This window comes from Paraglaciecola sp. L1A13 (genome assembly GCF_009796745.1).
Lineage (GTDB): Bacteria > Pseudomonadota > Gammaproteobacteria > Enterobacterales > Alteromonadaceae > Paraglaciecola.
Genome location: NZ_CP047024.1, coordinates 736465 through 755770 on the forward strand (window position 1 = coordinate 736465; position 19306 = coordinate 755770).

Sequence of the window (19306 nt, forward strand, 5' to 3'; positions counted from 1 at the left end):
CAATTAAATATGTATGCACAGAATTTACAAGTAGGTATTGAGCCTGAGTCAGGACAATTACCCGAGTTACATAAACCACCTTTATTGAGTGGTGATAGCGTGTCTCTAAAGCGCCGGGAATTAAAACGCTATTTTTTACAAAATTGGGCATTGTATGAATCTTTATTTGATCTGATTAATGACGACCAAGCGTTCTATATGCAACCTGAAGCCCTGCGTCATCCGTTGATTTTTTACTATGGTCATACGGCGGTATTTTATGTCAACAAGCTACTACTTGGTAAATATATTCAGCAGCGTGTCGACAACCGTATTGAATCTACTTGCGCAGTTGGCGTAGACGAAATGTCTTGGGATGATTTATCTCCAGGTAATTATCAGTGGCCGGCAGTCGATGAAGTCCGTACTTATCGGAACAAAGTGAAAATCATGGTCGGCGATTTCATTGATAATATGGAATTTAGCCTGCCTATTACCCAAGACTCACCCGCCTGGATTATTTTAATGGGTTGCGAGCATGAGGGGATCCATATCGAAACCTCATCTGTGATTATGCGGATGCTCGATAGCCAATATTTAACAGACAATGGTCAATGGCCAAGTTTTCCTGTCACGCATAGCGCGCCCTCAAAGGCATTACGCAATGAGCTTGTTCCTGTGTCAGCAAAAGAAATTCGCTTGGGTAAACCCACTCATAACGACACCTATGGCTGGGATAACGAATATGGGAATTCAGATGTATCTGTTGCAGGTTTTAATGCGAGCAAAACCTTAGTCTCTAATCAGGAATATATGCAATTTGTAGACGCTGGTGGTTATCAGGCGCCCACCTATTGGACAGACGAAGGCAAACAGTGGTTAGCTTATACTAAAGCTAGTATGCCGCGCTTTTGGTCATTTACAAATGGCCATTATATGCAGCGTAATTTACTGCATGATGTGCCTCTGCCACTTAGCTGGCCTGTTGAAGTTAATTATTTAGAAGCTAAAGCATTTTGTAATTGGAAAAGTGCCCAATTAGAGGGGTTTGTTCGTTTACCAAGTGAGGCCGAATGGCAGGTGATGCGAAATACTTTGAAAAGCGACTTACCAACGTGGGAGAAAGCTCCAGGAAATATAAATCTCGAACACTACGCTTCATCATGCCCAGTTGATACGTTTGAACAGGGGGAGTTTTATGACATCATTGGCAATGTGTGGCAGTGGTCAGAAAGTCTAATTGATGGCTTTGATGGATTCAAAGTGCATCCCTTGTACGATGATTTTTCGACGCCGACTTTCGACGGTCAGCATAATTTGATTAAAGGCGGATCGTGGATATCTACCGGCAACGAAGCCACGCGAGATTCGCGTTATGCATTTCGTCGTCATTTTCATCAACATGCTGGTTTTAGATATGTTCAATCAAGCAATGAAGTGGTGCCTATAACGCCGGTTAACCCTTACGAAAGCCAATCAGACATCAGTCGTATGTTGCACCACCATTATGGCTCTTATAGCGCAGCAGCAGAACATGATTTACAGCAGGTTGTACAAATAACTCGTTCGCTCGTTCAAAGTGGACAATGTGGCATGGATAAAGCGTTAGATATTGGTTGCGGAGTAGGGCGCGTTTCGTTTGAACTGAGTCGTATATTTACTGCTATCGACGGGATCGATTTCACCGCTCGTCATATTCAACATTGCTTACAGCTAAAAGAAAACGGTCAGCTTCGTTATGCCCTGCCAAGTGAAGGTGAACTACAACAATTTTGTGAGATTAGCCGCCAGCAACTTGGTTTCAATCACGCCCCAGAAAATCTTAATTTTGCTCAGGGTGATGGGCATAATTTGAAGCCGCAATTTGCTGGATATGATTTTATTGTTGCCCATCGCGTACTCGATTCGTTATACGACCCGCAGGCGTTTCTGGACACCATGTTATCGCGTCTAAATCCTCAAGGTGTTCTGTTATTAACTTGTGCTTATGCATGGAATGAAGAAATTACGCCAAAGCACAAATGGTTAGGTGGGGTTAAAGCAAATGGCGAAAACCAGACAAGCGAAGCACAACTCAAATTAATCCTTGGAAACAATTGCGATTTACTTCAAGAAGATGAATTGGTCAGCGACTATCTGTTAGACAACCGCTCTAGTACAAGAGCGCGTAATCATCTAACGGTTTGGAAAAAACGATAAGTAATTGATGTACCTCATGAATAGATTAAAAGGCGCCTTATAAAATGGCGTTTTTTTATGTTTGTACTGATACACTTCGAGGACATATTTTGCGAGTAATGCATGCTGAGAAATAACGAAGTGGGTGCGGATTAATGGCGAAAAACGTAATTGTTGCTGGTGGCGGTATTGGAGGATTGAGTACGGCCTTAGCGTTAAGACGAAAAGGCTTTGAAGTACTTATTTTAGAGCAAAGTGACGCGCTTAGTGAAGTCGGTGCAGGGATCCAATTAAGCCCTAATGCTATGCATGTACTGATAAAGCTGGGTGTAAGTGAAGCACTTATTTCCATGGCTTTTTTCCCCGAGTACGCAACCATGCGTCATTATCTTAGCGGCCACGAGTATCTTCGCATGCCTTTGGGAAAGCGCATTGAACAAAAATACAACGCACCTTATTTACATATACATCGAGCAGATCTGCACTCTGTGTTACACCAAGCTGCGCTGAAACGAGGAATAACCATTACCCTCAAGGCGCAGGTGAAGCGCTATCAGCATACACAATATGGCTCGACAACCAAGGTACAAGTTGAGTTGCATGATGGGCGGAAATTTACCTGTGATATGTTAGTTGGGGCAGACGGTATTCGCTCTGCGGTCAAAAAATGTTTGCTGCCTAACTCATCTCTACATTTTACCGGTCACGTTGCGTGGCGAGGCACCTTAAAATCAAAAAACGTTCCAGTTGCTCTTGTTAAACCTGATGCAAATTTATGGATAGGGCCCAGCGCTCACTTGGTGAATTACTACGTACGTGGTGGTGAAGAGATTAATATTATCGCAGTACAAGAGCGCAAAGAGTGGAATGACGAGCGCTGGAATATACCAGGCGATGTTGTCGAGCTGCGTAGGACGTTCGAAAAATGGCATCCACAGGTTACTGAATTACTAAGTCACCTCGAAAGTTGTTTTCTATGGGGATTATTTGGCAGCGAGCCTTTAGACAAATGGGTAGATAATCACGTCGCCCTAATCGGTGATGCTTGTCACCCTATGTTGCCATTTGTGGCTCAGGGGGCGGCAATGGCGATTGAAGATGGTTTTTGCTTAGCGAAATGGGTATCAACTGAAATAGATATACATCAAGGGTTGGCATTATACCAAGCTGACCGTTTTGGGCGAGCCACCAGAGTACAGAAAATGGCAAAAAGTAACGCTGATCTGTATCATATGAACGGCATGAGTGCGAAAATAAAACTTAAAGCTTTAGAAATTTTGAATGCGTTATCCCCAAGGTTGGCATCGTTACCTATTGCATTTATCTATGCTCACAATGTAACACTCGACTAGTACTGCTATTGACAGAATTGGTTATAGCTAACATGTTGTTCAGCAGCCTAGATTGATCTAGTTAACCTAGACCAATCGAAAGAGGTATAAAAAGTACTCGCAGACATTTAAAATATATTCACTATCCCCCAACAGGGGTAAATCTTGTAACACACTTTTAACAATAATCACCAAAAAAGACAATTGGTAAAGCCAAATACAAATAATTGGTTGACAATGTGGTGGTTGATTAGTTAGTTTAGCGCAGTAGACTTGGATTGGTAAAACACTTCGGCGGGCTGTGCGGTGCTCCCTGGAGCAACTAGTTGAAAGTTTATTAATTTGCTAATTTAGAAATCCAGTGGAGAAAGTTATGACAATGAAAGGCAAAGTAGCCATAGTGGCAGGCGGTGGTCGTGATATTGGCCGCGCTTGTGCGTTAGAATTGGCAGGCCGCGGAGCAGATGTGGTAATTACCTATCTTGCTAGTGAAGCTACCGCACAAAGTGCAGTAGATGAGATTCAAAAACTTGGTGTGCGTGCCGTTGCAGTTAAAGCTGATTTAACTAAGCAAGAAGATGTAGATGCATGTGTACAAACCACTGTTGAACAGTTCGGTAAAGTTGATTGTTTAGTACATGTTGCAGGTGGCTTAGTAGAGCGCATTAAGGTTGCAGATATGAGCTTAGCTCATTTCCATAAAGTGATGGATTTAAACTTAACATCATTATTCATGATGACTCATGCGTGTATCCCACACATGCCTAAAGGTAGCAGCATAGTTACTCTTGCCTCGCAGGCTGGTCGCGATGGCGGCGGCGGTGGTGCAGCAATTTACGCTACATCTAAAGGCGCGGTAATGACCTTTGCACGTGGACTAGCGAAAGAGCTTGGCCCTGATATTCGTGTTAATGGCGTGTGTCCTGGCATGATAAGCACAGGCTTCCATGATACTTTTACTCCTGATGCTGTACGTGAAAAAGTGGCTGGTTCAACTGCCCTACAGCGTGAAGGAAGTTCTGAAGAAGTGGCAAAACTAGTGGCTTTCTTAGCTTCTGATGAAGCATCTTATATGACAGGTACTAACGTTGATATCAACGGTGGTATGTTGTTCTCTTAAGTTATCATTAAGGTAACTTAAAAAAAAAGCCAACATACGTTGGCTTTTTTATTGTCTGGAAATCCTAATATTCGGTAATTTGATACCTGCAAAATAGTAGGTTACACGCTTACTTCATTACGTGTGACAAGGAATATAACCCTCGAGTCTCAATTGTTTGCCGACGAACTTCTTCTAAAGCTTGAGCTTCTTTTGCTTCAAACAAGGCATTAATCAAACGATTGAAGTGCTGATGCATAGCTGCACGAGCGGTTTGGCTATCGCGCTTTTTAAGCGCTTGATAGATATCAGTGTGCTCATTTAAACGTTTCGCGCTACTTTGGCTACAAACACCTTTATAAGCGGTTTTCACTTCAACATTGGTGTCGCGCACTTGCCATAAATTTTCTACTGCCATTAATACGGCATTATTACGTGTGGCGCGAGAAATGATCATATGAAAATCTCGGTCAGCATGTTCAGAATTTTCATCTTTTTCCATGGCGTCCAAAGTGCTTTTCAACTCGAGCAATTCTTCATCAGTTATAGTGGCTGCAGCTAGGGCTGCGGCTTCACCTTCAATAAGGGCACGGGCTTGAGTTAACTCAAAAGCACTGATTTTATGCAATGGCTGCGGGGCAAGTTTGTTTTCTAATACATACACACCCGAGCCCGTTTTTACTTCAACTTGTTCGCGTACCTCAAGGGCAATAATCGCTTCGCGAATAGTAGGACGGCTAACATCGAAGGTTTCAGCGAGTTCTCGCTCTGGAGGCAGGCGGCTCCCAGGTTGATATAACCCAGACTCAATAAGCAGTTCTATTTTTTCGACTATATTCCAGAATAATCGACGACTCTTCATTTTTACTTCCTACTTTTAAATGTCATACCTATTACTTGTAGTTATTCTACCACAAGTACAGCTTATGCAAGCTCTTTCGAATCTAGCGCGAAACTATTTAACAAGTGTATAGCATAGCGTTAACTTTGGTTATTACCAATATTTAATTCATTGGTAATAACATATTTGTTAAATTGGTTAATATTAGTTTGACATTTAATTCGACTATTGGTTACATTGGCGTGTCTGTACTTGGAAAGCAAAGCGAGAAAATACGTGTTAGTAATGCTAAAACTAAATAAAAATAAGTCGCGCTCTTCATGATCACAGCTTTTAATCGTCAACTTACACAAACCCTCTGTACCACTACACTTATGTGTATGTTGGCGATGCCTCCGGGCTTAATATAATTTTCAAAGGGCGCTTTGTACCCGCACGTGCAAAGCGCACTTATTTAGCTGAATTGCCAATACCGGCAAGAGCTATCAACGATTTTGAACAGGATTGAGCAATTATTATGCGCGCTAATTTTCATTTCCATTCCCTGACACGCCCCGTTCTGTTATCGCTATTGTTTGTTGCGTGTAGCAATGCATTTGCGGCAGATATCCTAGTTAAAGATCCTCAAGCCTATGATAATGCGCTGAAGAACATCCAGCCTGGCGACAACATTATTTTAGCTGACGGTACATGGCAGAATTTTGAAATTTTATTTAAAGCCAAAGGTACCGAAGAAGAGCCTATAACGCTGCGTGGGCAAACACCGGGCAAAGTCTTTCTTAGCGGACAATCTAACCTTCGTCTTGCCGGTGAACACTTGGTGGTGACAGGTTTAGTATTTAAAGATGGTTTTACGCCTACTGGCGAAGTCATCGCATTTCGTCGCAATAAAGAAGACGTGGCTAACCACAGTCGTATTACTGAAGTCGTTATTGATAACTTCAGTAATCCCGAAAAATTCGAACAAGACAGTTGGGTGATGATGTATGGCCAACATAACCGGTTTGACCACAATCATGTAGTGGGTAAGCGAAACGCTGGTGTAACCATGGCTGTGCGATTAACGACTGAAGCAAGTCAGCAAAATCACCATCGTATTGATCATAACTACTTTGGTCCACGCCCTATTTTAGGTTCAAATGGCGGTGAAACACTACGGATTGGTACGAGTCATCATTCGTTAACGGACTCTTTTACATTGATTGAAAATAATTACTTTGATCGCTGTAATGGCGAAGTGGAGATAATTTCTAATAAGTCGGGTAAAAATACCATTCGCAATAACGTATTTTTTGAATCCCGTGGCACGCTAACTCTACGTCACGGAAACGGCAATATTGTCGAAAATAATGTATTTTTTGGCAATGGTGTTGATCACACGGGTGGTATACGCATAATCAACCGTGATCAAATTATTCGCAATAACTACCTTGAAGGGCTAACTGGATACCGATTTGGCAGTGGTTTAACGATCATGAACGGTGTGCCTAATTCGAAGATCAATCGTTATCACCAAGTGGATAATGCGTTGATTGAAAATAATACCTTAGTGAACGTAGAGCATATTCAGTTTGCAGCGGGTAGCGATAAAGAACGTACTGCCACGCCTATAAACTCCATTGTTAAAGACAATATTATTGTTAATGATAAGGGTACCGACGGGATCGATATTTTTGATGATATTAGCGGTATAAAGTTCGAAAATAACTTATTAAATAAAGCGGCTACAGCCAGTATCGATAGGGGCTTCAACCAACAGGAAATCACCTTAAAGCGCGCCGCTAACGGGCTACTTTACCCAAGTGATAAAGCGCAGCAGAAATTCGGTGCAAGCCAAGATTTAAATCCCATTAGCAAAAATGAAGTCGGGGTAAGCTGGTACGCAAAAGCAGAACCAGATATTGCCTTTGATTCAGGAAAAATAATTTCTGTTGAGCCTGGTGATAACACCTTATTTGATGCAATAGCCCAAGCAGCAACTGGTGATGTACTTGAACTTCAAGCTGGAAAATATCGTGAAGCCAAGATCCTAAGCCTAAATAAAACCTTAACTATTCGCGCCAAAAGAAAGGGCGAAGCAGTTATTTACCCTCAACGTTCCACGTTATTCGAGATCAACAATTTTGGTAACTTGACTTTAGACGGTGTACATATTGATGCTTCCAACGCACCTGATGCAGCAGGAAATACCCTTATTCGTACTACCCGTTTACCCATGCAGCAAAATTATCGTTTAGTCATTGAAAACAGTGTCTTTGAACACCTCGACATTAATCATTCGTATCACTTTTTTGACGCCGGAAATCGTAGTTTTGCCGATTATATTCGCGTGACCAATAGTCAGTTCAGCCATATTACAGGTGATCTATTTCGCTTAAACAAAGAAATTGATGATTTGGGTATATACAACGTCGAGTATCTGACGATATCAGATTCAGTGGTAGAGCATGTTGAAGGGGCGATTGCTAAGGTTTACCGAGGCGGAACAGACGAAAGTACCTTTGGCCCCCATGTCGTGCTTAGCAACAATAAATTCAGTGATATTGGTAAGGGCAAGCGCAATAAGTCAGATGCAGCTTTGACGCTATTAGGTGTGCAAGTTACAACCATTTCAAACAATGAATTTGTGCAAAGTGCACCGGTGATTATAGATCACACTGTAGGCGAGCCAGTGACAGTGGTTAAGGGCAACACGTTTGCCGATACACCAGCGCCAGTCATAACTGAACGTTATGCCAAAGGCCCAGTAACCGCAACTGTTGCAGATAATAAAATGATCACAATGGGCAATGGTTCATAAAGACCGTTACCGTTGTATGCTTAAACTGAGCATGGCTGTTGTTTAGAAAGTCCTAAGAGTTTAAAGCTTAAAATTGTTAAAAAAGCGGGTAGTTTATTTTTTGGTCTAACAATTACGTTAACCCAACAAGAGTATAAAAATATGAAAATGAAGAATTTGCGTTGGTGGGTGGTCTCTCTAGTTGCCCTTGCGACTGTGATTAATTATATAGATCGCTCTGCTTTGAGCGTGCTATGGCCCGATATTGTTGAAGACCTTTTTCCAAATGAATCGGACTTAGAACGTAAACAGATTTATGCAAATATATCGATTGTTTTCATTTTATCTTATGCCTTTGGACAAGCTATCTTTGGCAAGATATTTGACTGGGTTGGTACGCGCTTAGGCTTTGTTCTTTCCATCGGTGTTTGGTCACTCGCTACTGCGGCACACGCATTCGCGCAAGGAGTACTTAGCTTTAGTATTTTTCGTGCTGTATTGGGCATGGCCGAGGCCGGTAACTGGCCTGGCGCTGCTAAGAGTAATGCGGATTGGTTTCCAAGCAAAGAGCGCGCTTTAGCCCAAGGTATCTTCAATTCCGGCGCAGCCATCGGTGGTATTATTGCTATTCCCTTAATCGCTTACTTAACCGTGTTTTTTAACTGGCAAATGGTCTTTGTAGTAATTGGTTTAATGGGCTTATTGTGGCTTATTCCGTGGATTATATTGGTTAAGGCTCCTCCTAAAACACATCCTTGGATTACTGATGAAGAAAGAGAGTATATTTTAACCGGACAAAGAACATTAGATGTAGAAACGGGAAAGGATGAAGATGAATATAATCCTTCTACTGGCGAGTTGCTGTCTCGTAAGCAAAGCTGGGGAGTGATTATAGCTTCTGCAGCCATTGATCCTATTTGGTGGTTATTTGTTTTCTGGATCCCTATTTACCTCAACGAAGTTTATAACATGAATGTTACAGAGATCGGTATCTACGGTTGGGTACCCTATGTTGGAGCCATGTTTGGCGCTTGGTTTGGTGGTTTGCTTGCACAAAATCGCATTAAAGCAGGTTGGAATGTTGATAAAACACGCAAATTAACCATCACCCTAGGTTGTTTGATTATGTTGCCGGCTTTGTTAGCCATGGCAAACCCTGGCGGCCCTACTGCTGCAGTGATGATTATGGCGGTTATTTTATTTGGCTTTCAAACCGCAATCGGTAATGTTCAAACGCTGCCCAGTGACTTGTTCGGTAAAAAAGCCGTTGGCACACTTTCTGGCTTCTCAGGCATGGCGGCAAAATTAGGTGCTTTAGGGTTAACAGCGCTAGTCCCTTATTTAACCGCTGATGGTAACTATACGCCGGCTTTTGTTATTGGGGCATCTTTAGCGGTCATTGCCATGCTGGCTATTTGGATCCTTATTCCAAAAGTAGAGCCGTTGAAAAGCCTTAAATAGGGTTGTTATCACAACAACGTTAATGGAAGCCCACAGGGCTTTATAATTAAATTATATCCAGGGTGTATCATGCGAAAAGTAGTGTTGATTGGCGAATGTATGTTGGAGTTGCGTGAAGGCAACGATGGGGTAATGCATCAGTCTTTTGCGGGTGATGCCTACAACACCGCTGTCTATCAAAAACGCGCATTTCCTGAACAGGAAGTGTATTTTATGAGTGCTATTGGCCAGGATGTTGTCAGCGAAAAATTGCGTCAACATTGTGAGCAGGCGTCTTTGAATAACCAATATTTATCTCAGAAAAGTAAACAAAACCCAGGCGTTTATTTAGTACAAACTGATGAGTATGGTGAGCGTTCATTTTTGTATTGGCGTGAAAATTCAGCAGCACGTGAATTGATGCGTTACGTAGACGAAGACACTATCGAGTCATTGTACGACAGCGATCTGGTGTTCTTTTCAGGTATATCGTTGGCTGTTATTCACCCTAAGGAGCGTCCTGCTTTTTGGGCTATGCTTAAACGCTTGAAGGAGCAAGGAGTCACGCTCGCTTTTGATCCTAACTATCGCCCGAGATTATGGCGTTCGCCAAAAGAAGCGCAAGAGCAATTCCATCTTGCCTATGAGTTAACAGATATTTTGTTACCGGGTATCGATGATTTCTCTCAGCTTTATGGGTTGACTGAACTCAGTGATATTTTAGAATTCTGTCAACCTTACGGTATTCACGAATTAGTCATTAAGAATGGTTCTAATAGCGTGTATTGCCAATTAGGTAGCAATCTTATTCATCTTCCTATTGCGCCTGTGGACCATGTGGTCGACACCACTTCAGCAGGCGACTCATTTAATGGCGTATACATTGGCGCTCGGTTAGCAGGTAAAGAAATTGAACACGCGGTGAGTCTTGCCTCTAAGGCCGCAGCCATTGTTATTCAGTATCCGGGGGCGATCACGCCCAAGGATGATTTTGTTCGCCTTCTCACTCAGTAGAATAGACCTATATCACTGAAACTAATGCGTTATAACTTTTTTATAACGTTTTTTACATATTCTATATAACTAATTTGAATTACTAAATTGCACTCTAGCAGTGCATAGTCTGTGCACTGTTGTAAGTCAAATTGTAACAAAACTTGGAGGGCCTATGCCTACTATTGCATTTCCAGCTGAAATGAAAGCTGGCGAAAAGCGCTGTGCGCTTTTGCCCGTTAACGTAAAGGCATACAAATTATTGGGCGCAGATGTGCTTATTGAATCAGGATTGGGTAAGCATATTCATGTACCAGATGAAGAATACGTAGAGGCGGGGGCAACCGTCGAAGCGAACCGCAATACGTTACTGCAAAAAGGTGACATTATACTTAGTTTACATAAGCTTAGCGTTGACGATGTTGCTTATGTTAAATCAGACGCATTGGTAGTGAGTTATCTTGACCCCTTCAATGAACCTAGCTTCGTGGACACCCTGTGTAGTAAAGGTGTAACCAGTATTAGTATGGAAATGATCCCACGTATTAGTCGTTGTCAGAAGATGGATGCCCTCAGTTCGCAAGCAAGTTTGGCGGGTTATGTGATGGTGATGCAAGCCGTTAATACCCTTCCTAATGTACTACCAATGATGATGACACCGGCAGGTACATTGAAACCCGCAAAAGTATTTATTATCGGAGCAGGTGTGGCGGGGTTACAAGCTATCGCAACGGCTAAACGCTTAGGCGCAAGTGTAACCGCATTCGATACTCGTACTGTGGTAGCAGAGCAAGTGCGATCTTTAGGGGCCAAGTTTTTGGACATAGACTTAGGCAAAACCGGTGAAACCGGCCAAGGCTATGCTCAGGCACTGACACCTGAACAAATGCAAATTCAGCAGCGAGAGCAAGCAAAATGTATCGCGGATTCAGACATCGTTATTACCACAGCACAATTGTTTGGCCGCAAGCCTCCGATATTGATTAATCAAGAGACCATTGCCTCGATGCGCCCAGGTAGTGTCATCGTTGATATGGCTGCAGAAACTGGTGGAAATGTGCAAGGTAGCGTATCAGGAGAAACGGTAAGCATTCACGGTGTGAATGTTATTGGAACAGGGGCATGGGCAAATGGCGTAGCAAAACATGCGACTCAAATGTACGCAAGTAACCTGTATAACTTGATAAGCGAGTTTTGGTCAAAAGATGATAATCGCTTTGCCCTCGACATTAACGATGAGGTGCAGTCTGGATGCATTATTACCTATCAAGGTAAAGTGGTGAACGCCATGATCAGTGATTTCTATGCAGCACAGAAGCAAACAACCCAAGACGGAGTAGCGTAATGGAAGCCATATATTTGCTATTTATTTTATTGTTGTCGATTTTTATCGGCTTCGAATTAATTCAAAAAGTCCCCGCGACATTACATACACCATTAATGTCAGGTGCCAACGCTATTTCGGGTATTACGGTAGTAGGCGCTTTGGCTTTAGCTGGTGATGAAACTTTGGGTGAATACGCCATGTACTTGGGTGCTTTTGCCGTTTTTTTGGCGACAATCAACGTAGTTGGTGGCTATTTGGTCACTGATAGAATGTTAGCCATGTTCAAGAAAAAGCAGTAGGCGAGAATAAATATGACATCAAATATAGATTTAGTGATTAATTTCACCTACGTAATATCTGCCGCACTATTCATTTTTGGCTTAAAGCTTCTTGGTCACCCATCTAGTGCGCGCAAAGGTAACCTTATCTCAGGCATCGCTATGCTGTTAGCCATAGTTGTGACCTTACTCGATAATAATATTGTGAATTTTCAATGGATTGCCATCGCTATGCTAGCAGGCGCCGTGGTGGGTTTTTTCGCAGCACGTTTAATCGCTATGACCGATATGCCAGAAATGGTGTCTTTGTTGAATGGCGTAGGTGGTTTGGCTAGCGTATTCGTTGCTTGGGCGACGATCCAAAGTGGTGCCGGTATATCGGTATTTATTCTGGTGGTGACGTTTTTAGCGTTGCTTATCGGTGGCGTAACCTTTTCTGGCAGTATTGTGGCTTGGGCCAAATTAAGTGAGCGCATTACAGGACGCGCAGTGACCTTTAGCGGACAAGCTGTTGTGAATGGCATCATCGTGTTGGCCATTGTTGCTACGGGGTACGCATTTGTCGCTCAGCCTGATTTTGCGTTGTCATCAAGTGAGGTGCTGTACGTTGCCCTAGGTTTGTCTTTACTATTTGGCATCATGTTAGTGCTACCTATTGGTGGCGCGGATATGCCTGTGGTTATATCGTTACTTAACAGTTACTCGGGTTTAGCTGCCTGTGCTGCTGGTTTCGCCTTGCATAATAATATTTTGATTGTCGCTGGTTCGTTAGTTGGCGCAAGCGGTATTATTCTGACCAACATCATGTGTAAAGCCATGAACCGCTCATTAAGCAATGTTTTGTTCTCAGGCTTTATGGCGGTACACAAAACGGACATGGTGATTGAAGGTGAAGTTAAGCCGCTATCAGCTGATGATGCTTATTATGTGCTAGAAGCTGCCCAATCTGTTGTGGTTATTCCAGGTTACGGTATGGCGGTAGCGCAAGCCCAACACGTAATGAAAGAATTACAGCTTCAGCTTGAAGAAAATGGCTGTGAAGTTGCGTACGCCATCCACCCAGTAGCGGGTCGTATGCCAGGGCATATGAATGTGCTACTTGCAGAAGCTGACGTATCTTATGAGCAGTTGTTCGAAATGGACGAGATCAATAAGCGTATTGAAAATTTCGATGTGGCTATGGTGATCGGTGCAAATGACGTGGTCAACCCAGCGGCACGTGAAATGAAAGGTAGCCCTATTTACGGTATGCCAGTTATCAATGCAGATTTAGCAAAAAATGTATTTGTACTTAAACGTGGCATGGCATCAGGCTTTGCTGGAATTGATAACCCGTTGTTCTTCAAACCTAATACACGCATGATATTTGGTGATGCTAAAGAAACACTGGGTCACATTGTTAGACAATTTAACGACTAACTGTATCTTCAGCACATAGTTTTACGTTTGATATATTTTAAAAAGCCCTCAATGTGCAAACAAGCGATGAGGGTTTTTTTTGTCTGCCTGATATTACTCAGTCTGTTTATCAGTGTACAAAATCTGCGAGCTTTGTGCGGTATGGCGTACAACCTTCGTAAGTTTCTTCGTATTTCCATTGCTCGATTATTTTCTGCTTATTGGTGATCACTGTTAATGCACATTCTACGTTGACTTGTGTTGGTTGCATCATAGTCTTGGCGATAAGTGGGTCTTGGCCCTCTAAACCTGTCGCATGTTCTGTTTCGGTAACCAAACCAACGTGATTGCGTTCGATTAGGTAGGTATGAACAATTTTATTGTTGACCAACTCAATATTATTTGGGAAGCCAATAACGCTGAACAATTGATTCACAGGTTTTCCTTTAAACGGAGTTAAACCGTCATCTAGTGGCATTAACGTGGCGCAACCAAATAGCGCTAAAGGGGTAAGCAGTAAAAAAAAATAGTGTTTCATAACGTGAATTTTAATCTATAGGAAAGTGGCTGTTTGGAAGACAGATTTTGCCTGTTCAAGTTCAATCTATGCAAGCATTCTGGCGTAATAAAGTTCAGTATTACCCTACCCACGTGCTGTGAGACAATTATTCAAGCAATGAAAGGCACGCCATTGTGTGGTAATAATAACTCAACAGCAGAAAGTGAAGTTATATTTAAGATCATGACACAAGCAAAAGAAACTAAGGCCGCCCATTCCCATTCCGAGCATAACCATTCACATCATGGGCACCATCATCATATTGATCCATCTTCGTCTCGTATAGGCTGGGCTTTTTTTCTCAATGTCACCTTTACCATTATTGAATTTATCGGAGGCTGGTTAACCAACAGTACGGCCATTATGGCGGATGCTGTACATGATTTAGGCGATAGCTTATCAATTGGTACCGCGTGGTTTTTAAATCGTGCTGGAAATAAGAAGGCCACTGATCGCTTTACCTACGGTTTTAAACGTCTATCACTGCTAGCCGCGATGTTAAACGGCATTGTGTTGGTATGCGGTTCGATATGGGTGCTAATAGAAAGTGTACCTCGTTTATTTGCCCCTGAGATGCCCCATACCGAAGGTATGTTTCTACTTGCGCTATTAGGGGTGTCGGTGAATGGTTTCGCTGCGTATAAGCTCAGTGCTGGTAATACGCTAAACGAGCGGGTACTTAACTGGCACTTAATTGAAGATGTATTGGGTTGGGTCGCTGTGCTTATAGTGTCAGTGGTACTTATGTTCGTTAACTTACCTATACTTGATCCGCTACTCTCTATCGCATTCACGTTGTTCATTTTATACAACGTGGTACGCAATATTCAGATGACCCTTGGGTTATTTCTACAAGGTGTACCGGATGAGCAAGTGCAGGATCAAATTAAACAAAAGCTGCAACGAATTGCGCATGTTGAGGATATACATCATTTACACTTTTGGTCATTGGATGGCGAGCAACATGTACTGACCGCACATTTGGTTTTAAATGAAATGCTGATGCCTGAGCAATTAGTGGCGATAAAATGTGAGGTGGCCGATTGCTTAGACGAATATAAGTTATCGCACACAACAATAGAGTTTGAATATCCACAGGAAGCCTGCAGGGACGCTTGAGTTTAGCTTGGTAGGCAGGGCTAAATAGCTGACCAAATATGGTTTGTGAGAAGCGCTTATCGGTTCCTTTTGAAATAAGTGACTGCCGCGCAGCGACAATCACTTATGTTTTTAAGTCGCTAATCAACCACCGGTATAGTGATAAGGGCCCGTCCAGTTATATGATTTGCCGTCAATTTTCAACGTATGTTTTTTGCTCATCGACGCACCTTCATTGGCTACAATGAATAGACTGGTTTGCCCTTTTACATCCTCAATTGAAACGGCAGTATATTTATCATCATCATGCACCACTGTTAGCTGGGCAATGCTACTGTCGGAATTCACCGATAACTCAGAAACAGGGCTATAACTACCATGGGGTTCAATGACAGACGCAAACGTGGTGTTGGCGCTGTCTTTTCTGCGGATCATCAAAGCTGCATCTCTGCGTAAATTAAACTCTGGATCGTTGGCACCTAATCGGGTAAATAGCAGCTCGTCTGATTTTTGTGTTGCTGACGTTAAGGTGTAGTACTTGCCATCGCCCAACCATGAAAATTGAGTAGTGTCGCTAGACGGTCTGCCTTTACCTTCTAGATATAGATGTTGATACCCATTGTCTTTACCTAGCGGAGCTAAAGATGTTGGAGAGTCATATTCAAAGTTGTCACTAAGGACTTGACCCATAAAATAGAAAGGGAAATCATATTGGTTTTTACTATTGGAATTAACCTTCATAATATCCAGTAGGAAGGGTTTTTCGAAACCTTCACTTTTAATCATGGCCATGGTGCGGTGCATCTGAGTACCAGGATAAGCATTGGTTTCAATTGCGCTTACTACCTGCACATCATCTTTAGATGCATCATAGAAATACAAATCTGAGTGATGTTCGCTGGCTATTTCATACTTACCACCAAAGTGCATCTCTTCATTGATAGATAACGTATTGTGAGCAATAGTGGTTTTGGCCCAAGTTTTATTCTCTTTTAGATAATTGCCACCACCTTTTTGACCAATATTAACGAATCGCGCGAGGCCATAATCTTGCACAACTTCATCACCTTGTTCATATAGAGAAAAGGACAGTTTGTCGTAGTGACCATGACTCAACCCCTGAGCAGCATACTTAAATACTAGGGTTAGGTCTTCGTTACCATAGCGAAGCACAGCAACACCACCTTGATCGCCATCTTGTCCATCAGAGAGGTTAATGGATTTTTTGACAAATGGTTTAGCCTTGCCGTCGCGAATGCCTATAGCAACTGCCAAGCCTGACTGGTCTAATAATACTTCATTTTGCTTTTCAGCAATGCTCAATAATTGTGGATTTTGATCGCCATACTGATAAGCAATATCGACCGCTGTCACCAATGCAGGCGTGTAATATGACATACCTTTTTGGCCATCATTTAACGGGAAAAACTCGCCATCGGCATCAGTCAAATTAAGTAATGCATCGACCCCTTTTAGTAGCACATTGTTTTTGTGTGAAAAAACCTTCATTTCTGGTTTTACATTGTTCATGGCTAAGCCGAATATTAAGAAGGGATACATAGCGTAGCGTTGATAATAAGGACCTTCAGTATAATAACCATCAGGTGAAAACGGGTCTTCCAAATTGGCTAGGAATCCTGCTTTTTGACCGGCTACTTTTATAAAACCGCCATCGTTGTCACGTCCACCGATTTCAAGGCCATCGTCTTCGATCCCGTACAAAGCACGGTCTAGTAACTCCTTATCATCCATTACTAGCGCAATCATACCAACCGCAGCATTACCCCATGTGCTGTGGTTATGCACTCGGTTATAAAATTGTGGATTCTCGATAGAAATGAAATCAGCAAAGGGGCGAAATAGGTTGTTTTCTAGCTTGTCTCGCTCTTGCACTGAAAGCGTATCGTAAATGGCATCATAGGCTTGGCTCATATAAACCAGCCAGTTACTGTCATTCAGGCATTGCCAGAACAACTTGCCGCGGGCATAAGAACGTTCTTGTGGGTGAACAGGCAAGTCTTTGTACATAGCTTCATATTGAAACAACATGTCTTTAATATATTTAGCGTATTTGTCGTCTTGCAATATTTGATACAGCGCACCGGCTTTTTGTGCAGTCAGAAAGTTTAGCTTGTGTCTTTGGTGGGTATAACCACCTGAAAAATCCTTGGGGATAGGGGTATCAATGCCAAGCGCAATTTCAGCATCGACTTCTTTTTTTACGCTTTGTACCGATGAATCAAACAAAGGCACGTTGCCCAAGTTACTTCTAACCTTTTGCACACCGGCTTTAGTCATAATCAGGTTTGGATGTTCCTGAGCGTTTACTGTCAAAGGTATGTTCAATGTCGCTGCCACTAATAAAAGAGCAGTGATTTTTATTTTTCTCATCGCTATTAGCTCCGATTTATCATATTTACAAGAGGTTGTTTTTAGATCCTAAGGGGGTTAGAAGAGTACCTATTGGTCGATACCACCCATAGCCAGCCGAAAAATAGGTGAAGCCCAGTTAGCTTTAACACCCTAATAACAACGGAGGAACCTTTCATCTGAGACAGCACAGACATAGTTAACTTGTCACTCTTCACAAAATCAGGCTAATTACCTACTGTGCTTTACTCGTCAAGTTAAGATTCGTTTTATGTGTTAAATAATCTCAAATACTTAGCTTTTTATAATCAATTAATTAAATAAAATCAGGCTGATAGATAGTTATATAGGCAACGAAATTTATTATTTAATTGTTAATAAAATGATTTTTACTGTTGCAAATTTAACTGATTGGTAGGTTGAATGTCAATCTTTTGTTATACCAAATGATCAACCAATTCGTGGTTTTGTACTTGCCAATTATCAGAACTGCTTAAAGCAGCTTGTATAGTCATTGGATGATGATATTTAGGTTCTTAAGTTTTACATTATCGTTGCAGTGGCCAACGAACACCGGATGGTAATTTTGGTAGGTTGTGCGTTTTTATTAGTTAAATACTTCGCTATAACTTTTTACAAGATAACCTTTCGGTCAAAGAGCAGGGCAACATCACTTTTTGGCGGCCCAATTCTTTGTTATTAATATTATTAAGCAACAATTTAGTGGCTTCTCGGCCTATTTCATAAGGGTTTTGTGTCACTACAGTAATGGGTACCTTAAAAAACTCCGCCATAGGAATATCATCAAAGCCCAATAAAGAAACATTATCAGGAATTAAAATGTTGGCGGCGTTTAGCATCGCTAACAACTCAGTAGTAATTGGGAGATGTTGAGTAAAAAATGCCGTGGGCGGATTTATTCCATTAAGGATGCTCTTAGGTGATGATTGAAACCCTGAATTACGATGCCAATATTGTACTAATTGATCATCCACCGGAATGCCATAATGACTCAAGGCATCTGCGTAGCCTAGGTAGCGGTCCATTCTGGATTTTACATTAGTAAAATCTTGAGTCACAAAGCAAATACGCTGATGGCCTAATGTAATCAAATATTCGGTTGCTTCATATGCGGCCTTTCGGTAATCAGAAATAATGATGCTTTTTTCATTTCCATCATGCTCAAGTTGAAAGTTCACTATAGGTAGGCCGTTAGCTATGTACTTATTTATTAGATCTGTATTGTTACCTGTTGGAGCAATAATAATGCCGTCAACTCGCAGTTGATACAATGCCTCTAACGATTTAGCCTCTACCTCGGGATCAACGTCTGTGTTGTATATTAATACGTTGTAATCACTTGTTTTGCAGTAGTCATCAATGCCTCTTATCGTGCGGCTGGTATCGAACCCCGTTATGTCTCTAACAATGACACCTATCGTTTTGGTCTTATCCAGTTTAAGGCTACGGGCAATAGGATTTGGAACATAATTTAGCTCGCTTACCGCCCGTTTAATCCGCTCTTTAGTTTTTTCAGACATATAGTCAAAGCGTCCATTTAAGTATTGGGACACGGTACTTTTCGACACTTCCGCTAAGTTAGCGACATCAATTAACTTTATTTTTGACATGTATT

General features: G+C 42.0%; 14 protein-coding genes. 10 read left to right on the forward strand and 4 right to left on the reverse strand.

Annotated elements, in window-relative coordinates; all coding sequences use genetic code 11:
* The first annotated feature begins 9 nt into the window (after positions 1 to 9).
* The 3 genes from ovoA (at position 10) to GQR89_RS03090 (ending at position 4608) form a co-directional block, all read left to right on the forward strand.
* Complete coding sequence (gene ovoA / locus GQR89_RS03080) at positions 10 to 2178, forward strand: 5-histidylcysteine sulfoxide synthase (protein ID WP_158768706.1); 2169 nt, start codon at positions 10 to 12, stop codon at positions 2176 to 2178.
* A 134-nt stretch (positions 2179 to 2312) separates the two neighbouring features.
* On the forward strand, positions 2313 to 3509 hold the full coding sequence (locus tag GQR89_RS03085; RefSeq protein ID WP_158768707.1) for an FAD-dependent monooxygenase: 1197 nt from the start codon (positions 2313 to 2315) through the stop codon (positions 3507 to 3509).
* A 352-nt stretch (positions 3510 to 3861) separates the two neighbouring features.
* On the forward strand, positions 3862 to 4608 hold the full coding sequence (locus tag GQR89_RS03090; protein ID WP_158768708.1) for an SDR family NAD(P)-dependent oxidoreductase: 747 nt from the start codon (positions 3862 to 3864) through the stop codon (positions 4606 to 4608).
* Between the two features lie 109 nt (positions 4609 to 4717).
* On the opposite strand, the gene GQR89_RS03095 is transcribed toward GQR89_RS03090, so the two are convergent.
* Positions 4718 to 5449 carry a FadR/GntR family transcriptional regulator gene (locus GQR89_RS03095; RefSeq protein WP_158768709.1) on the reverse strand — a complete coding sequence of 244 codons (732 nt, stop codon included), beginning with the start codon at positions 5447 to 5449 and terminating at the stop codon, positions 4718 to 4720.
* 496 nt (positions 5450 to 5945) lie between these two features.
* Between GQR89_RS03095 and GQR89_RS03100 the strand changes: the two genes are divergently transcribed.
* The 6 genes from GQR89_RS03100 (at position 5946) to GQR89_RS03125 (ending at position 13664) form a co-directional block, all read left to right on the forward strand.
* Positions 5946 to 8228 (forward strand): polysaccharide lyase 6 family protein, encoded by a 2283-nt coding sequence (locus GQR89_RS03100; RefSeq protein ID WP_158768710.1) that lies wholly within the window; start codon positions 5946 to 5948, stop codon positions 8226 to 8228.
* Positions 8229 to 8369: 141 nt separating this feature from the next.
* Entirely contained in the window at positions 8370 to 9668 is a 1299-nt protein-coding gene (locus GQR89_RS03105) for an MFS transporter (RefSeq protein WP_158768711.1), read from the forward strand.
* 69 nt (positions 9669 to 9737) lie between these two features.
* Positions 9738 to 10661: a sugar kinase gene (locus GQR89_RS03110; RefSeq protein WP_158768712.1), complete on the forward strand. Its 924-nt coding sequence runs from the start codon at positions 9738 to 9740 to the stop codon at positions 10659 to 10661.
* 154 nt (positions 10662 to 10815) lie between these two features.
* Positions 10816 to 11985: an NAD(P) transhydrogenase subunit alpha gene (locus GQR89_RS03115; RefSeq protein ID WP_158768713.1), complete on the forward strand. Its 1170-nt coding sequence runs from the start codon at positions 10816 to 10818 to the stop codon at positions 11983 to 11985.
* Positions 11985 to 12266: an NAD(P) transhydrogenase subunit alpha gene (locus GQR89_RS03120; RefSeq protein ID WP_158768714.1), complete on the forward strand. Its 282-nt coding sequence runs from the start codon at positions 11985 to 11987 to the stop codon at positions 12264 to 12266. The genes GQR89_RS03115 and GQR89_RS03120 overlap by 1 nt, the downstream gene beginning before the upstream one ends.
* A 12-nt stretch (positions 12267 to 12278) precedes the next feature.
* A complete protein-coding gene (locus GQR89_RS03125) occupies positions 12279 to 13664 on the forward strand; it encodes an NAD(P)(+) transhydrogenase (Re/Si-specific) subunit beta (RefSeq protein WP_158768715.1) in 1386 nt (461 codons plus the stop codon).
* Positions 13665 to 13773: 109 nt separating this feature from the next.
* Here GQR89_RS03125 and GQR89_RS03130 read toward each other — a convergent pair whose 3' ends face one another.
* Positions 13774 to 14181, reverse strand: coding sequence for a hypothetical protein (locus GQR89_RS03130; RefSeq protein ID WP_158768716.1), 408 nt, complete (start codon positions 14179 to 14181; stop codon positions 13774 to 13776).
* Between the two features lie 204 nt (positions 14182 to 14385).
* Here GQR89_RS03130 and GQR89_RS03135 point away from each other — a divergent pair, with 204 nt between their 5' ends.
* On the forward strand, positions 14386 to 15321 hold the full coding sequence (locus GQR89_RS03135) for a cation diffusion facilitator family transporter (protein ID WP_158772114.1): 936 nt from the start codon (positions 14386 to 14388) through the stop codon (positions 15319 to 15321).
* Positions 15322 to 15444: 123 nt separating this feature from the next.
* On the opposite strand, the gene GQR89_RS03140 is transcribed toward GQR89_RS03135, so the two are convergent.
* Together GQR89_RS03140 and GQR89_RS03145 are read right to left on the reverse strand one after the other, a co-directional pair.
* Complete coding sequence (locus GQR89_RS03140) at positions 15445 to 17691, reverse strand: alginate lyase family protein (protein ID WP_158768717.1); 2247 nt, start codon at positions 17689 to 17691, stop codon at positions 15445 to 15447.
* 602 nt (positions 17692 to 18293) lie between these two features.
* On the reverse strand, positions 18294 to 19301 hold the full coding sequence (locus GQR89_RS03145; protein WP_158768718.1) for a LacI family DNA-binding transcriptional regulator: 1008 nt from the start codon (positions 19299 to 19301) through the stop codon (positions 18294 to 18296).
* Positions 19302 to 19306 lie beyond the last annotated feature (5 nt).

Bases quoted from the DNA above. Each gene is read 5' to 3' on its own strand.
- GQR89_RS03100 (WP_158768710.1), top strand. From the start codon at position 5,946: ATGCGCGCTAATTTTCATTTCCATTCCCTGACACGCCCCGTTCTGTTA.
- GQR89_RS03085 (WP_158768707.1), top strand. From the start codon at position 2,313: ATGGCGAAAAACGTAATTGTTGCTGGTGGCGGTATTGGAGGATTGAGT.
- GQR89_RS03110 (WP_158768712.1), top strand. From the start codon at position 9,738: ATGCGAAAAGTAGTGTTGATTGGCGAATGTATGTTGGAGTTGCGTGAA.
- GQR89_RS03125 (WP_158768715.1), top strand. From the start codon at position 12,279: ATGACATCAAATATAGATTTAGTGATTAATTTCACCTACGTAATATCT.
- GQR89_RS03130 (WP_158768716.1), bottom strand. From the start codon at position 14,181: ATGAAACACTATTTTTTTTTACTGCTTACCCCTTTAGCGCTATTTGGT.
- GQR89_RS03090 (WP_158768708.1), top strand. From the start codon at position 3,862: ATGACAATGAAAGGCAAAGTAGCCATAGTGGCAGGCGGTGGTCGTGAT.
- ovoA (WP_158768706.1), top strand. From the start codon at position 10: ATGTATGCACAGAATTTACAAGTAGGTATTGAGCCTGAGTCAGGACAA.
- GQR89_RS03105 (WP_158768711.1), top strand. From the start codon at position 8,370: ATGAAAATGAAGAATTTGCGTTGGTGGGTGGTCTCTCTAGTTGCCCTT.
- GQR89_RS03140 (WP_158768717.1), bottom strand. From the start codon at position 17,691: ATGAGAAAAATAAAAATCACTGCTCTTTTATTAGTGGCAGCGACATTG.
- GQR89_RS03145 (WP_158768718.1), bottom strand. From the start codon at position 19,301: ATGTCAAAAATAAAGTTAATTGATGTCGCTAACTTAGCGGAAGTGTCG.
- GQR89_RS03115 (WP_158768713.1), top strand. From the start codon at position 10,816: ATGCCTACTATTGCATTTCCAGCTGAAATGAAAGCTGGCGAAAAGCGC.
- GQR89_RS03135 (WP_158772114.1), top strand. From the start codon at position 14,386: ATGACACAAGCAAAAGAAACTAAGGCCGCCCATTCCCATTCCGAGCAT.
- GQR89_RS03120 (WP_158768714.1), top strand. From the start codon at position 11,985: ATGGAAGCCATATATTTGCTATTTATTTTATTGTTGTCGATTTTTATC.
- GQR89_RS03095 (WP_158768709.1), bottom strand. From the start codon at position 5,449: ATGAAGAGTCGTCGATTATTCTGGAATATAGTCGAAAAAATAGAACTG.